17 protein-coding genes are annotated in these 14,642 nt (G+C 66.4%); 11 read left to right on the plus strand and 6 right to left on the minus strand.

All coding sequences use genetic code 11. From position 1 onward, the window contains the following. Positions 1–65: 65 nt before the first annotated feature. On the plus strand, positions 66–758 hold the full coding sequence (locus GBA63_RS00420) for a GNAT family N-acetyltransferase (RefSeq protein WP_166172432.1): 693 nt from the start codon (positions 66–68) through the stop codon (positions 756–758). Positions 759–775: 17 nt separating this feature from the next. Then, on the plus strand, positions 776–1,285 hold the full coding sequence (locus GBA63_RS00425; protein WP_166172434.1) for a GNAT family N-acetyltransferase: 510 nt from the start codon (positions 776–778) through the stop codon (positions 1,283–1,285). 72 nt (positions 1,286–1,357) lie between these two features. On the opposite strand, the gene GBA63_RS00430 is transcribed toward GBA63_RS00425, so the two are convergent. Beyond that, a complete protein-coding gene (locus tag GBA63_RS00430; RefSeq protein ID WP_166172436.1) occupies positions 1,358–2,080 on the minus strand; it encodes an alpha/beta fold hydrolase in 723 nt (240 codons plus the stop codon). A gap of 262 nt (positions 2,081–2,342) precedes the next feature. Here GBA63_RS00430 and GBA63_RS00435 point away from each other — a divergent pair, with 262 nt between their 5' ends. The 3 genes from GBA63_RS00435 (at position 2,343) to GBA63_RS00445 (ending at position 5,579) form a co-directional block, all read left to right on the plus strand. Further along, complete coding sequence (locus tag GBA63_RS00435) at positions 2,343–3,896, plus strand: ATP-binding protein (RefSeq protein WP_207956995.1); 1,554 nt, start codon at positions 2,343–2,345, stop codon at positions 3,894–3,896. Between the two features lie 127 nt (positions 3,897–4,023). Next, positions 4,024–4,878 (plus strand): hypothetical protein, encoded by an 855-nt coding sequence (locus tag GBA63_RS00440; protein WP_166172438.1) that lies wholly within the window; start codon positions 4,024–4,026, stop codon positions 4,876–4,878. A 140-nt stretch (positions 4,879–5,018) separates the two neighbouring features. Next, positions 5,019–5,579 carry a DUF2585 family protein gene (locus GBA63_RS00445; protein WP_166172440.1) on the plus strand — a complete coding sequence of 187 codons (561 nt, stop codon included), beginning with the start codon at positions 5,019–5,021 and terminating at the stop codon, positions 5,577–5,579. Between the two features lie 170 nt (positions 5,580–5,749). Here GBA63_RS00445 and GBA63_RS00450 read toward each other — a convergent pair whose 3' ends face one another. After that, the gene (locus GBA63_RS00450; protein WP_166172442.1) at positions 5,750–6,712 is read right to left on the minus strand and encodes a helix-turn-helix domain-containing protein; all 963 of its coding nucleotides are present in this window, start codon (positions 6,710–6,712) and stop codon (positions 5,750–5,752) included. 72 nt (positions 6,713–6,784) lie between these two features. Here GBA63_RS00450 and rplK point away from each other — a divergent pair, with 72 nt between their 5' ends. The 3 genes from rplK to GBA63_RS00465 all read left to right on the plus strand — a co-directional run bounded on the left by rplK (position 6,785) and on the right by GBA63_RS00465 (position 9,171). Then, positions 6,785–7,219: a 50S ribosomal protein L11 gene (gene rplK, locus GBA63_RS00455; RefSeq protein ID WP_166172444.1), complete on the plus strand. Its 435-nt coding sequence runs from the start codon at positions 6,785–6,787 to the stop codon at positions 7,217–7,219. A 219-nt stretch (positions 7,220–7,438) separates the two neighbouring features. Continuing rightward, complete coding sequence (locus tag GBA63_RS00460) at positions 7,439–8,632, plus strand: glycoside hydrolase family 16 protein (RefSeq protein ID WP_228282422.1); 1,194 nt, start codon at positions 7,439–7,441, stop codon at positions 8,630–8,632. A gap of 272 nt (positions 8,633–8,904) precedes the next feature. Continuing rightward, entirely contained in the window at positions 8,905–9,171 is a 267-nt protein-coding gene (locus GBA63_RS00465) for a hypothetical protein (protein ID WP_166172448.1), read from the plus strand. Between the two features lie 41 nt (positions 9,172–9,212). Here GBA63_RS00465 and GBA63_RS00470 read toward each other — a convergent pair whose 3' ends face one another. From GBA63_RS00470 to GBA63_RS00485, 4 genes are all read right to left on the minus strand, one after another. Beyond that, complete coding sequence (locus GBA63_RS00470; RefSeq protein ID WP_166172450.1) at positions 9,213–9,701, minus strand: DUF4188 domain-containing protein; 489 nt, start codon at positions 9,699–9,701, stop codon at positions 9,213–9,215. Positions 9,702–9,705: 4 nt separating this feature from the next. Next, positions 9,706–10,338 carry a PPOX class F420-dependent oxidoreductase gene (locus GBA63_RS00475; protein ID WP_166172452.1) on the minus strand — a complete coding sequence of 211 codons (633 nt, stop codon included), beginning with the start codon at positions 10,336–10,338 and terminating at the stop codon, positions 9,706–9,708. A gap of 162 nt (positions 10,339–10,500) precedes the next feature. Next, positions 10,501–10,974: a hypothetical protein gene (locus GBA63_RS00480; RefSeq protein ID WP_166172454.1), complete on the minus strand. Its 474-nt coding sequence runs from the start codon at positions 10,972–10,974 to the stop codon at positions 10,501–10,503. Next, positions 10,971–11,465: a helix-turn-helix domain-containing protein gene (locus GBA63_RS00485; protein WP_166172456.1), complete on the minus strand. Its 495-nt coding sequence runs from the start codon at positions 11,463–11,465 to the stop codon at positions 10,971–10,973. Before GBA63_RS00485 ends, GBA63_RS00480 begins: the two co-directional genes overlap by 4 nt. 119 nt (positions 11,466–11,584) lie before the next feature. Between GBA63_RS00485 and GBA63_RS00490 the strand changes: the two genes are divergently transcribed. The 3 genes from GBA63_RS00490 to GBA63_RS00500 all read left to right on the plus strand — a co-directional run bounded on the left by GBA63_RS00490 (position 11,585) and on the right by GBA63_RS00500 (position 14,625). Continuing rightward, positions 11,585–12,211: a PadR family transcriptional regulator gene (locus tag GBA63_RS00490; RefSeq protein ID WP_166172458.1), complete on the plus strand. Its 627-nt coding sequence runs from the start codon at positions 11,585–11,587 to the stop codon at positions 12,209–12,211. A gap of 55 nt (positions 12,212–12,266) precedes the next feature. Further along, the gene (locus tag GBA63_RS00495; RefSeq protein WP_166172460.1) at positions 12,267–13,442 is read left to right on the plus strand and encodes a GNAT family N-acetyltransferase; all 1,176 of its coding nucleotides are present in this window, start codon (positions 12,267–12,269) and stop codon (positions 13,440–13,442) included. Positions 13,443–13,626: 184 nt separating this feature from the next. Further along, entirely contained in the window at positions 13,627–14,625 is a 999-nt protein-coding gene (locus GBA63_RS00500) for a TIGR03557 family F420-dependent LLM class oxidoreductase (RefSeq protein ID WP_166172462.1), read from the plus strand. Positions 14,626–14,642 lie beyond the last annotated feature (17 nt).

A 14,642-nucleotide genomic window follows, 5' to 3' on the forward strand; every position in this document is an offset into this window, starting at 1 on the left:
CGGCTTTGAGTTGGCGCGTCTATACGCTGGGGGAGAGGTCCGATCTCGAGGCGGCCGTCCGGTCTATGAGCTCGGCCGTGTTGCCCGAGTTCATGCACCACGACGCGGCGGTGAACCGTTGTTGGGGCAGGCTCTTCGCTGACTTCGCCGGGTTTCAGGTTGCGGTCTGCGATGACGATGACCACGTCGTCGCGGCCGGGAACTCTATTCCTTTTGTCTGGAATGGGCGCCTCTATGGGTTGCCTGGCGGGGTGGGGGAGACCGTTGGGCGGGGTGTGGGAGACCTCGAAGCGGGGCGGGGTCCGACGGTGGCTTCGACGCTGCTGGCCATGGTTACGCCCGGTCATCAGGGGCGGGGGTTGAGCGCGGTAGTCCTGCGCGCGATGAAGGAGGAGGCCGCCGGGCGGGGGCTCGCGGCGATGATCGCGCCGGTAAGGCCGACGTTGAAGGACCGTTACCCGCTCACCCCCATGGAGCGCTACGCCCGCTGGAAGCGGGACGATGGGTTGCCGTTCGACCCGTGGCTGCGGGTGCATCGGAGGCTCGGTGCTGAGATCCTGCGCGTCGCGCCCCGGGCCATGAGGATCTCGGGCACGGTGGGGGAGTGGGAAGCCTGGACGGGGATGCGGTTCCCTGAGAGCGGCCCCTATGTGGTGCCGGGTGCCCTCTGCCCCGTCCGGATGGACCTCGAACTGGACCTCGGCACCTACGAGGAGCCGAACGTCTGGATGCGACACCCGATCGGGACCAAAAGATAGTGCTGCGGGGAGAGAAGGTGACGCTCAGGGCCGTTACGCGGGACGACTTGCCCCGCCTGCTAGGGTTCGCGAACGACCTGGAGGTCGAGCTCGCGGGCGGCGACCCGCCGGTCCCGCGGACGCTCGAGGGTTTGCAGAAGGACTTCGAGAGGGAGGCCTCGGACCCGCCGCGCGACAGGACCAACTTCGTCATCGAGGCCGACGGTGGGTGCATCGGCACCTGCGGCCTCTTCAACATCGACGCGAACGCCAGGCACGCCGAGCTCGGCATCGGTATTGGAGATAAAGAGTACTGGGGGCGGGGTTACGGGCGGGAGGCCGTGGGCCTGCTGCTTGGCTACGCTTTTCGGTTGAGGAACTTGAGGCGGGTCTGGCTCGAGGTCCATGCCGCGAACGGGCGCGCGATCCGCTCCTATCGCTCCTGTGGTTTCGTGGAGGAGGGCAGGATGAGGGAGCACGTCTGGCTCGGCGGGCGGTACGTGGACAACGTCATCATGGGCGTGCTGCGCGAGGAGTGGGAAGGGTAGTAGTTAAAGAAGGCCGCACGCCCGCATCGTCTTATCCCGGAGGGAGAACCCCGCTCTCTGGCATACTCCGGGCTAGAGCTTTGCCAGGGAGTCGAGGTGCCCGGCCAGTTCCCCTGGTGCGGCGAAGAACGGCAGGTGGCCCGTCGCCATCGAGACTACCTTCTCGCAGGGCAACTCGGTGTACATCTTCTCCTGGGCGGCGGGGCTGACGGCCCTATCCTGGGTGGTGCGTACGTAGGTTCTCCGCACGCTCCCGAAGCTACCCTCCGTCACTTCCACAGGTGTTGCCAACGGGGCGAGTGGTTGGGGGGTGATCAGACGCCGGGCCCGCTCGAAGTCTTCCTCCGGACAGTCGTGGTAGAGGGCCTTTCTCATCCCCTCTTCGGACAGGATGATCCGGCCCCGGTCCTCGTCCACCTCGGCGCTCTGCAGCACCACCGAATCGCCATCTTCCTGCGACGCCTCTATGGCGCTCTTTCCACCGGGCAGCAGCAACGCGCACAGGTAGACGAGCTTCCCTATCTTCTCGGGGCGCCGCTCGGCGGCCTGGCTGATGACGGTGCCGCTCAAGCTGTGCCCCACGAGCACCCCGGGCCCGGACAGGGCATCGAGCGCCTCGACGACGCGATCCGTGTAGCCCTCCAACGTGACCTCCGCGGCCGGGGTCCGGTCCTCGCCGTGTCCCGGCAGATCGAACCTCACGACCTCGTGACCGGACCGCTCCAGAAGGGGGGCGACCCCATCCCAGCACCACGCGCCGTGCCACGCGCCGTGGATCAATACGAATGTACTCATTCCTGAACCTTTCCTGGCTTGCCCTCGTCAGAGTTCCCCCGGGATCATACGTGCTCCTCGTTCGTCTTATCGTAAAGCCTTTCGCCCGTGCCCCCGGCCTGCCCGGGCGCCGTGATGGACACCAGGCCGGGGTCGGTTTACGAAACGGGGAGGGACGGCCCGGCAACCTTTGGGACCGTTTTTCGTAACGTCTGGATAGCCGCTCCGTAAACCGCTCTGTAAAACGACCACCCCGCACGGCGTGGGTTAGAATCGGCGGGAGATGAAGGTCAGGGTCCATTTTCCTCTAGCCTCAGAAGGCCACCTCGGGCGGGCAGCCGCCGCGGCGGCCGGCCACGCCTCGTACGGGGTCTCGGGGACGAACGGCCGGGCGCGGGTCTCCGTCGAGCTCGACCTGCCGGCCGATTGGCGGCTGCTAGACGACTTCGCCGGCCTCCTGCGCGGCGAGAGAGAGGCCGGGTACGCGGCGGACGGCGCCCCGATCTCGGGCGAGGAGCTCTTCGCGGGGATGCGGTGTTTCTTGCGCAAGCAGCGATCCGGGGCGGCGGCCAGGGAGTGGTGCACGCCCAGGCACCTTGAGGACAAGCAGCTCTTCCCTTGCCGTCAGATCCACCTCTACGACAACGACCACCTGACGAACAACTCCTGGTACGCCTACGGGCGGATGGAAGAGGACGCCGTCTTCCGGGTGGACAAGGAAGCCATAACGGACCGAGTCCTCTCCGACCTCGGCCCGTGCGTCCACTGCCCCATCCTCGACCTCGACGCGACGGCCGAGCTCGTCGCCCGCCTCCCCGAGAAGATCGAACCCGGCAAAGATAGCGCCTGGTCTTACCGCGAGAAGGGCCCCCTATCAGAATGGAAGGTCGCGAAGACGCGCGAAGGCCGCGACCCGGCCAGGGCGCCCATTTCAGAGGATAGGGAGGGCATCTTCGAGCGGCTGGCGCGGAGCGTGAGGAGCGGCGGGGCGAACGTGGCGGCGGCGAGCGGGGCGGCGCCCGGTAGCCGCAACGTGCCGCCCACCCGCTACGAGGACGTCGGCGGGATGCGCGAGACCATAGAGATGGTCAGGGAGGCCGTCGAGCTCCCCATAACGCACCCCGAGATCTTCAAGAAGATGGGCATCAGGCCGCACAAGGGCATCCTGTTTTATGGTCCTCCGGGGACGGGGAAGACGTTGCTCGCCCGGGCCGTCGCGCACGAGAGCGGGGCGCACTTCATAGCGGTCTCGGGGCCCGAGATCCTCAACAAGTTCTGGGGCCAGAGCGAGGCGAAGCTCCGCTCCATCTTCGGCGAGGCCCGCGCCAAGGCGCCGGCGATAGTCCTCTTCGACGAGATCGACTCCTTCGCCTCGTCCCGCGACGCGATGAGCGAGAGCTTCGAGGCCACCCTCGTCTCCCAACTCCTCTCGCTGATGGACGGCCTCAACGACCTCGGGAGGGTCTGCGTCATAGCGACCACCAACCGCCCGTCCGCCCTCGACTCGGCCCTCAGGCGCCCCGGCCGCTTCGACCACGAGATAGAGGTCGGCCTGCCAGACGCTGAAGCGCGATTGCACATCCTCAAGATCCATGCCAGAGGAATGCCCACGGACCCGGATCTCGACCTGGAGCAGATCGCCCGGGCGACGGGCGGCTACTCGGGCGCCGACCTCGAAGCCCTCTGTCGGGAGGCCGCCCTCGTCTGCATGAGGCGCACCATAAACCTCCGCGACTTCGAGAAGCGCATAGCCCCGCACCAGCTCTCCGCCCTCTCCGTTACCACCTACGACTTCCGCACCGCCACCAAACGCGTCGGCGCCTCCATCCGGCGCTAGGCCGGAACTTCTAGCCCATTTGGGTGAGCCTTTTCGGGCTACCCAAAGATCCCCCATGCAAGCGAAGTAACGATTCAGGCGATGGTCGATCATGCCCTCATTGCGAAAGACGACCGAGGAGATCGCGATGGAGCAACACGTTTTTGGCAGGATCGTCACGCTTAGGGCGTCGGTCATGGTGGTTGTAGGACTGTTGTTGGCTTTAATGGCCGTGGCCCCGCAGGTTGGGGCGCAGACGGCTCCCCCGGATCAGAGGGCCGTCTCGGCCGAGGAAGAGGCCAACGGCTTCCCGGTCTCCTACACGGACGCCAAGGGCAAGAACGCGTTCCAGTGCCTCGGGGACCAGGAGCTGTGCGCCATAGAGGACCCGGCCAACATACAAGAGGTGGTCTACTGGTCCGCCGAGGCGAACATGCCGGTGGGCCGGCCCGACGCCCAGGGACGGCGGGGTCAGGCCAGCCTTCTTATGTCCGTCGAGGGCGCTTTTGATCCCGACGCCGGGAACGCCCCGACCACCGCGGGCCTCATCCTGATCCAGGCCGACGGCCTCAGGCCCAACACGGCATACACGGTGATCTTCCCGTACGGTAAGTTCCGGGTCACCACCGACGACAGGGGACAGTTCCCGAGGAACGCCCAGACGCTCCGCGAGGCCGGTTGCGACCTCGAGCCGGGCGAGACTTGCGACTTCTCGCTCGCCCTCAGGAGCCAGGTCTTCAACAACTTCCTGAGGTGGGACCCCGCGGTCGCCCCCGCGGCACCGGCCGGCTACCACGGCAACCCCGACGTGCTCCACACGGTCGTGGGAAGCCTGATCCGGGACTCCAGGGGTAACTTCCAGAACTACTTCAGGATAGAGGGTCCGAACGCCGGCAACACGAGGCCCGCCGCGCAGGCGAACAGGTTCTCCGTCATCGGCCAGAGGACCAGGGACACCCAGACCGACCCCGCCCCCCCGGAGCTGGCAGGCCTCGCCCGCTAAACCAAAAAACGGGGAGAAGACTCCCCAAACCACCGTTCACCTGCCCCCTTCCGCCATGGAAGGGGGCAGGTGCCGTTACGTGCCCCGACGGTCTCGTATGCTGGCGGATCGAACGCCCGTCGAGTACGCTGCGCCCCAGGATGCGAAAGACTCTGCCGTGGATCGCCGTCGTCGCGGTGCTGGCCGGCACCACGTACCTGCTCCGCAGCCAGGGGCGCCTGTGGGTGTGCTCCTGCGACTACGTCCTCCTGTGGTCTGGCGACGCGTGGAGCTCGGACAACTCGCAGCACCTGCTTGACCCTTACAGCTTCACGCACGTGCTGCACGGCTTCGTCTTGTGCGGTCTGCTGGCGCTCGTCGTCCCGCGTGTGCCGGCGGTCTGGCGGCTCTGGCTCGCGGTCTCGGTCGAGGCCTTGTGGGAGGTGGTGGAGAACTCGGAGTTCGTCATCAGGCGCTACCGCGAGGAGACGGCCGCGCTTGGATACACCGGCGATACCGTACTGAACTCGCTCGCCGACATCGTCCTTTGCGGGATCGGGTTCGCGCTTGCCGATCGCCTGGGGTTTCGTCTCACGGCCGCGCTCTTCGTGTTGACGGAGGCCGTTTTGGCGGTCTGGATCAGGGACGGCCTGATCCTCAATATCATCATGCTGATTCACCCGATAGAAGCCGTTAGAGAGTGGCAGGCCGCGGGCCACTAGGGCGGTTTGCAAAGAGGTTGGGCCTCTTTGGAGGGCTTTCAGCTATCAGCTTTCAGCAAGAACAAAAAAGCCGACCGCTGAAAGCGTAGGCGAAGCCGGAGCGGGCTGACTGCCGACCGCGCGGATTGCGGTGGCTCAATGCTGCCGCAATCCGCTTCAGGGCGGTCGGATCACTTCGCGCGCGGGGCCGTTTGGGAGACCCGCCAGCGCAGGCCTTCGACGAGCCAGCGGTGGGCCTCGGCGAGGGACGGATCGTACTCGATGTCCTTCAGGGTGGAGATCAGGTGCCAGTAGCGCTCCATGCGCGGGTCCGACGTTTCGTCGTAGTGGCGCAGGAGCCAGCCCTCGAAGTCCGGGTCACCGGCCCTGTTCAGGGCGCGCGCGTTCGCGTCGATCAGGCCTTGCACCACGCGCTGCCCGCGTTCGCCTGTCGGCGGATGGCCCTCTCGCACGGCCTCGGCCGCTTCGCGAAAGGTCTCGTTCGTCGCCCGGCCGAACTCGGCCCGATCCAGGCGTCCTCCCGCCGCTTCCCAGAAGGGACCCGTCTGCTCCCGCAGCTTCCGGATAAAGCCGTCGTCGGAGGCCAGCTCCGAGAGCTCGACCCAGGACGCGAGTTGCTCGTCCGTGAGGTCTTCCGGAAGGTCCTCGACCATCATCCGCCTGAACCACTCCTTCGTTTCCGGGTCCACGGGAATGCCTTCGAGCCCGCGCTCGAAATGTTCTTCGAGGAACGCCCTTCTCTCCCGGGCCGTCAGCACGGCCAGGGCGCGTGCCCGATCCGGGTACCTCAGGGCCGCGCCCTCACCTTTTTCCCGGGTCGCCCGCAGCAGAGCTCGCTGGCGTTCGAGCGTCCGTAGTTGGAGGTTCACCGCCTCCAACTGGAGTTCGACGGCCTCCGAGGGACGCACCTCGCGCGAGAAGAGGCGCTTTATCGTCGGGAGCCCGAAACCGGCGGCCCGGAAGGTCCGGATCATCTCCAGCCGCGAGCGGTCGGCCTCGGAGTACATTCGGTAGCCCGCGTCGCTGAACGCGGAAGGCGGCAGCACGCCGAAGTCGGAGTAGTGCCGGATCGTCTTTACCGGCACCCCGCTCCGTCGCGCCATCTCCCCGATGGTGAGTAGCTTATCCCCCAAAACCCCTTGACCCTCCAGCAACAGGAGACATTACCGTATCCCGGCAGTGGTCTTCGATCAAGGAGTTTCGAGATGGGAAGAGGCAGGAAGAGGGAGATCCGGACGGTCAAGCTGGAGCTCGAAGCGGGCCGGGCGACGCCGGCGCCGCCGGTTGGCCGGGATCTCGGGCCGCACGGGGTCAACCTCGCGGAGTTTTGCGGGAGGTACAACGAAGCGACGGCGGGACAGGCGGGCAGGGTCGTGCCGGTCCTGGTGAGGATCTTCGAGGACCGCTCGTTCTCCATAGTACTCAAGACGCCCCTGACCTCGGCCCTTCTGCGAGAGGCTGCCGGCATCGAGAAGGGCTCCGGCTCGCCAAACGGACGGCCGGTTGGGACCGTCTCCCGAGAGCAGTTGCGTCAGATAGCCGAGACCAAGATGCCCGACCTGAACGCCGCTTGCGTGGAAGGGGCCATGAAGATCGTCGAGGGCACGGCGAGGAGCATGGGCGTGAAGGTGGTCGGTTAGGTCGGCCCGGCCCGTCGCACGGAGGTATCCTCACAAACCGGAGAGAACCGAAAGGATCGCGTCGCGGCCGGCCGTTCGTGTCCCGTTCCGGGAGCCGCAAACGCCGCCGCCATCCTTGCCCGTAAAAATGGGTACAATCGTACAGGCGGAATTGCCCAAATGGGCTGTCCCCAATGGTCGTGCCGGTCGAACAGCGTAGAAGAGGAGCGTAACTTGGGCGTGAGAAGATCGCTCTACGTATGGTTATCCGTCTTGATTGCCGTGTCGCCGTTGCTGCTCGCCTTGCCTCCCCGGGAGGCCGAGGCCGCCGTGGGGGCCCAGATCGTCGGCCCGACCTACGCCTCCGGGGTGCGCTACTCAGGACAGGCCGCAGCCTCGACCCTGCAGGTCAAGAACTCCGGCACCGCGGCCGACACCCTCTGGGTGAGGTATACGGTGACCGACAAGGCCGGGAAGGAGCGCAACCTGCCGGCGGTCTCGGTCTCGTTGGGCGCGGGGCAGCTCTCGGGGACTATCACGAGGACGTGGACGGTGCCCGATCCCGTAGACCCCTCGGTGCTCACGACCGGCTTCTACGCGGCCGGTTTCTCCGTCTACGACGCGAACCCGGACACCAACGCCGCCGCCAGGCTGCTCGACAGCGACGAGCAGCCGAACGCCTTCCGGGCCTTCAATTTTCTCGACCAGTTCTCCACCTTCGACACGACCAGATGGTTCAGGGGCGACCACGGCCTGGGCTTTATACGGGAGCAGGGGCCGGATGAGCCGGGCTGCGGCACCATAGGACCGGCCACGAACGTCCTTTACGCCAGCTACCTCAACCCCGCCAACGTCGCCCTGAGCGGCACCGGGCAGCTGCAAATGAGGCTCCCGGCCGGGCCGTCGAGCAACCCGTGCGCGAACGTTGAGGGCGCCGAGATCGAGTCTGCCGACTACTACAGGTACGGGACGTACGAGATCCGGATGCAACTGCCGGACGCCCCCTCCTCCATAACGGGCTTCTTCCTCTACGGGGGCGACGGCGTCGCCGAGATAGACATAGAGGCGTTCAACGAGAAGACCACCGACCCCGACACGGGCGCCCAGAAGGGCAAGGTCATGTTCACCACCTACTCCAAGAACCCCGACGGCTCGCCCAACTACACTCCGACCCACACGACCAACGGCGAGCCGGGCAACGAGCCGCCCCTGTCGCTCCCCTTCGACCCGACGGCGGGGATGCACATCTACCGCTTCGACCTCTACCCGGGGAGCGTCAGGTTCTACGTCGACGGGGTGATGATGAAGGAGTGGACCGACGGCCTGCCCTCGGACAAGATGAAGCTGCTCCTCAACTCCTGGTACCCGCGCTGGATGTCCCAGACCGCCCCGCCCGAGGACCGCTTCCTGAACGTGGAGTGGATCAGGCACTAGAGCGGGTTTCGGAAGCTGATTGCTTCCGAAACCCGCGCCGTCAGCGATCAGCCCGCTTGGCCTTCGGCCATCGCTTTCAGCTGTCAGCTCTTTGTCTTTGGCCGAGGGCTGACGGCCGATGGCCTTACGAACGGGTTCACCCTCTTTGTGAATCGCCTTGGCCCCGCCGTCGGCGGAGCGTCGATCGCGTACCCGGGCGTTTTTTCCGGGCGGCACGGGTACAGGGTTACGGGAGAGGCACGATACTCGGCGAAGGGAGATCGATAACGTATATGGCATACTTGTACGCGATCGCGGCGGCGCATTCCGAGGTGGTCCTCTACGCCCTATCGGTCCTTACCGGCGCCCTGCCGAGGGTGCTCGCGCTGCTTCAGAGGAGGGGCTTCGGCAGGGGATTCAGTGGCAGGAGGCGCAGGCGGGGCGGCATCTTCGGGGCGCTCGGCACGCTGCTCTTCCTCCTCGTGCTCGGCCCCATAGTCCTCCTGGCCCTGGTCGCCTACTTCGTCTACGGGATGCTCGCGGGGCGGCGCCGGCGGTAATTCGGTGCTTCCCGCCGTCTTGGTTGATCGGGGCCCCCTGGTTACGTCTGGCCCCGATCCTCCCTCATGAGGCGCCGGCGGGCCGTCTCCCTCCCTCCGATGGCGGGGACGCGCTCGGTGGCCTTTGCCAGCCCGAACTCGGGCATGTTGGCGTAGATCGCCTCGTACGCCCCCGGCTCCACGAGGTAGGTCTCGTGCCAGATGCCGACGGCCCCGCTGCTCCTGGCCTCCCGGTTGAACCTCTGCCACGCCGGCATGTGAGGATCGTCGGGATTCCGGGCGAACCTCTCCAGGTCCTCGAACGATCGCCAGTACTGGACCAGCGCCGGTCCCCGACCGTAGAAGAAGAACTCGCCGCCCAAGAACCCCTTCTCCGGGTGCTTGTATAGTTCTCTTAGCATCGGCCCCATGGCGCGTGCCGTCGGGAGCCACTTCCCGATGGCCAGGGGCCGGTTTATGCGCATCCCTATAAGGAAGACGACGAAGGGGTCGTCCATCTTGGCGGTGAACCTGCCGTTGATCACGCCCATAGGTTCAGGCTCCTTCCGTCTCTACCGGGCTTACTTCCAGGGTCACCTGTCCGACGTTTCTGGGGCCGAAGATCCGGAACAGCGTGAGCCCCAGCCCGTACTTTTCGCGCAGGGCCGTCTCCGCCCCCTCTGGCGCCGCGCCGTCGATGACGCGGGCCTTGCCCCCGACGCCCGCGCCAAGCGTTCTGCCCCGGGCGTTGGACGGGGCCAGCACGACCCGAGGGTCGTTACGGATTCGCTTCATCTTGCCCGAGTCCGGAGGGGTCGTGGCGTAGATGTTGTCGCCGACCCGGACGAACCAGATGGTCGTCGTCACAGCCTCGCCGCCCCGGCGGAAGGTCGTCAGGTTGACGTATCTGTGGCCGTCCAGGACCTCGAAGGGACGCGGGGCGCTCCGTTGCTCCTCGACGACGAGCTCGCGGACCCGCAGGCGGCCTACCTCCAGATCTTCTATGGAGAGGTGGCCGATCTTGCCGCGCCTTATGGCGAGGCGGCGTATCGCCAGCGCCCCGATCGCGACGGCCCCGAACGCCCCGGCCCCCACCGCCGCCGCCCCCAGGCTCGCGCTTCCGAGGGCCGTAGCCCCCCGCGCTGATGCCGCCCGCGCCTCGAAGGGCGTCTTTATAGTCTTCCTCATCGATTACCTCCCGTCGTCGTGCCGGAGACCAGGGCCGCGAAGCACGAGGCGACTATCCTGGCCGGCTTGATCGCGCCGGGCCCGCAAGCGCTCCGATGGCCTCGTCCTCTCCGGCGCCGGATGCACCGCCGCCCGCGTCCCGATCTTCCCATACACCACGGCTCATCCTCCTTCCGCGGCCCGGTACTTCGCCCTGACCGTCGCCAGGGCGACGGCCGCGAGCGCCGCCACGTTTGCTATCAACCCGACCAGTATGCCGAGCGCGAGCAGCCCGGCCGACGTGCTGCCGTAAGCCGCGTAGATGTCCCCGATCGGCGCCTCGTGGCCTCCCACCGGCACGAAATGGACGAAGCCTATGAGCGCCAATCCCCCGACCGCGACGAACAGGTGGTAGCCGGCCACGTCATGCCCGCGGGCCGTCAGGTAGATCGCCGGCAGGATGAGCGCGTAGATCAGCAAACTGTACGTGAACGGCGTGACCTCCGCCTCGAACGGCCATCCCGAGTGGCTCCCCCGTATGACGTGGTCCGCGTGGTGCAGAATGCTGAAAACTAACGCGGCCGACGCAAAGATCAGCAAAAGCCGCCGCCCGTCCCGAACGGCCAGGCCCATCGCGCCTCCGGTCCCCGCGCTCATCGCACGCCCTCGATCTGTCGCCCTTCGGCCTCCCAAAGCGCGTAAAAGAGGCCGCCGCCCCGCACCCGCATCTCCAGGTGCCCGGCCTCAGCAAGCCCCCTGAGCCTCCGGTCGGCCTCGTCAACGGAGAGCGAGGTCTCCGCCGCGACCCCGGCGGCCGTCATCTCGCCGTGGGAGAGAAGCGCCACGAGCAGATCCCTCTCAGGATCACCGGCCGCGGCTTGCCCCACCCGTTCGACCCGCTCACCACCCATCCCCGCAAGGCCGCTACCGAGCAGCCCGAGGGCGGGGAAGGCGACCCAGAAGTACGTGGTGAAGATCCACCACAGACCCGGAACGAACAGCACCAGAAAGACCCCGGACAGGGCCACGGGCGACAACACGGCCAGCGCCACCCCGACCTTCGCCCTCGGCCCGAGCCCCTCCGCGTCGATCCCAAAAAACTCCGCGTGATGATGCCGCCTCTTGTGAAACCCAGCCCCCCGTACCATAACCGACCTTCCGCACATCTCCAGCCCCTTCCGTCGTTCCTTTATGTAAATCACGACATATGGCACTCTACGATCTGCTAACCTATATGTCAAGAGTGACATAAAAAAATTGGAGGAAGATGACGACGTTGGGGTTTGCGATCCTGGGTTTGTTGGCGCGGGAGTCGCTGAGTGGGTACGACGTGACGCAGAGGATGAAGGGGAGGGTCGGGTTTTTCTGGGGGGCCGGGCACAGCCAGGTCTATCCGGAGCTCGCGCGGCTCGAAGGGGGCGGCTTCGTGGCGCACAGCGTCGTCGAGCAGCGCGAGCGTCCGGACAAGAAGGTGTACGAGATCACGGCCGCGGGCCTCGATGCTTTGAAGGAGTGGGTGACGCAGCCGCCGCCGCGGAAGCCGCCCAAGGACGAGTTGACCTTGAAGGCGTACTCCGTCTGGCTCGCGGACGGGGAGGATGCGGCGCGGCTCTTCCGGGAGGAGGGGCGCCGATACGAAGAACAGCTTGCCCGGTACGAGGAGATAAGGGCCTGGATGGAAGAAGAGTGGGCCGAGCATCTCGGCCGGCCGGAGACGCCGCAGTTTGCCTCCTACGCGACGCTGCGCCGCGGCATCCTGTACGAGCAGGGAAACGCGGAGTGGTGCCGCTGGCTGGCCGGGGCCGTCGAAGGAAAGCCCGAGGGCGCGGGCAAGCCCAAGAGAGCCAAAAAGAAAGGGAAGGAGAAAAAGGGCAAGAAAAAGAAGGGGGCCTGATTCCGCCGGGTCACTTCCGTTAGAATCCTGGTCGGAGGCGAGGGTTCGGAGGTCCATGAAGCTACGCGCTTACCAGGACGGAGACGGCGGGACGCTCAGGCGGCTCCTTTGGATGGCATTCGGGGACGACATGTCGGGGACCTGGGACTATTACGATCCGCGGCAGAACCCGCGGCTGGACCCGGAGCAGGTGCACGTGATCGAGGAGGACGGCGAAGCCCGCGCGAGCGCCACCGTGCTGCCGATGGAGGTCTTCGTGGACGGGAAGCCGGCGGCGATGGGGGGTGTTGCCGCCGTCATGGTCCACCCGGCTTACAGAAGGAGGCGCTACGCCGGGGAGTTGATGAAGGCCGCCCTGTACGATCTGCGCGACCGCGGCGTCGGCCTGTCCATGCTCTCGCCCTTCGCGCACGCCTTCTACCGGTCCTTCGGCTACGAGCTCGCCAGCGAGGCCGTCGAGTACACGCTAAAGCCGACTGACCTTCCCACGGATCCCGGTCAGGCCAACCTGCGGGCGTACCGCGAAGGGGACCTGCCCCGGATGATGGAGTTGCATGAGGCGGAGGCGCGGGAGCACCAGCTCTGCGCGCTCAGGAGCGAGGCGTTCTGGCGCAGAGTACTCGGCCGCAAGGACTTCGAGGCCGCCGTCCACGACGCGGGGGACGGGGTGGACGGGTACATGATCTACAAGATGACCGGATACAGGGAGGGTCGCGAGCCCGAACGCCGCCTCGAAGTGCAGGAACTCGTGGTCGCCACGCCCGAGGCGCGGCGGGCCCTCCTCTCCTTCCTCGGCGCCCTCGACCCCGACGCCTTCGACATCAGGCACTGGACCAGCCGCGAAGACCCGCTCCACCCGTACCTGCGAAGCTCCTACGTCGAAGCCAAAGTAGAGCCCGACCAGATGCTGCGCCTGGTGGACGTCGAAGGCTCTTTAGGCCACCTGAACAGAGAGGCGGGCCCCCTCGTCCTCGAAGTCTCCGACGACGCGATCCCCGAGAACGCGGGCGAGTACACCATCGTGGGCGGCGAGGTCGTGCGGGGGGCCGAGGCCGAAGATCGGGTGGCGTTGGACGTGCGCCAGTTGGCGCAGCTCTACGCTGGATACCTTCCCGTCCGCCGGCTGGCCCGGCACGGTCTCGTCAAAGCCAGTTCGTCCGCGGCCCTAGATCTCCTCGAACAATCCTTCCCGACAGGAGATCCCATGCTCTTCGCGCCGGATCATTTTTAGCTTTCAGCGGTCGGCTATCAGCCTTCAGCTTCCGGGTCTTGGGCCAAACTCCTTCGCGGACTCGAACCTTCAACCGATGCGCGGCTGTAAACTACGAACGACTTGGCGCAAAGCACTCGATCCGAGGAAAAAAGCTGACCGCTGAAAGCTGACCGCTGAAAGCGGCCGACCAAAGGGAGGCCACATGAAAACCACGGGCACCGTAGGCTACGCGGCGATGTTCGAGCAGTTCCATCCGACGGACCTGTTGAAGTGGTGCAAGACGGCGGAGGATTCGGGTTTCTCGTCCGTGATGGCCTCGGACCACTTCCACCCGTGGACGCCCGAGCAGGGCGAGAGCGCCTTCGTGTGGAGCTGGATGGGCGCCCTGGGTGCTACGACGAACCTGCGCTTCGGGACGGGCGTTACGCCACCGGGCTTCCGCTACCACCCGGCCATCATCGCCCAGGGCGCGGCGACGCTCGAGGCGATGTACCCGGGGCGTTTCTGGCTCGGGCTCGGGGCCGGCGAGGCGCTCAACGAGCACGTCGTCGGCGAGTACTGGCCCGAGGCGCCTACAAGGCTGCGCATCCTCATGGAGTCGATCGAGGTCATAAGAAGGCTGTTCACGGGCAAGGTCGTTAAGTACCGGGGGGATCACATCCGGCTGGAGAGCGCGAGGCTCTACACCATGCCCCAGACGCCGCCCCCGATCTACGTCGCAACCGCGGGCCCCTTGCAGAGCCGCAGGACGGGCGAGTTCTGCGACGGGATCATCACCGTGGGCGCCGCGGACGAGAAGATAAAGATGCTCATGGAGAAGTTCGAGGAGGGTGCCCGCCGGGCGGACAAGGATCCGTCCACGATGCCGCGCATGATCCAACTCCACGTCTCCTGGGCCGACAGCCAGCGGGAGGCCGAAGACCAGGCCGTGAAGGAATGGCCCAACGGCGGGATGCCCTTCCCCAAAGGCGACATCCGCAACCCCGAGGACTTCGCCGCGATGGCCAAGCAGGTCTCCATCGAGAACTTCAAGAACCGCGTCTTGACATCGGCCGACCTCGACGAGCACCTCGACCACGTCCAGCACTACGTGGACCTGGGCTTCGACGAGGTCTACGTCCACAACGTCGGGCGCAACCAGGACGAGTTCATCCGGGCCTACGGCGAGCGCGTCATCCCCAAGCTGCGCTGGCCTGAATAGGAGTCCAGCCCCACGAG

The organism is Rubrobacter tropicus (assembly GCF_011492945.1).
Lineage (GTDB): Bacteria > Actinomycetota > Rubrobacteria > Rubrobacterales > Rubrobacteraceae > Rubrobacter_D > Rubrobacter_D tropicus.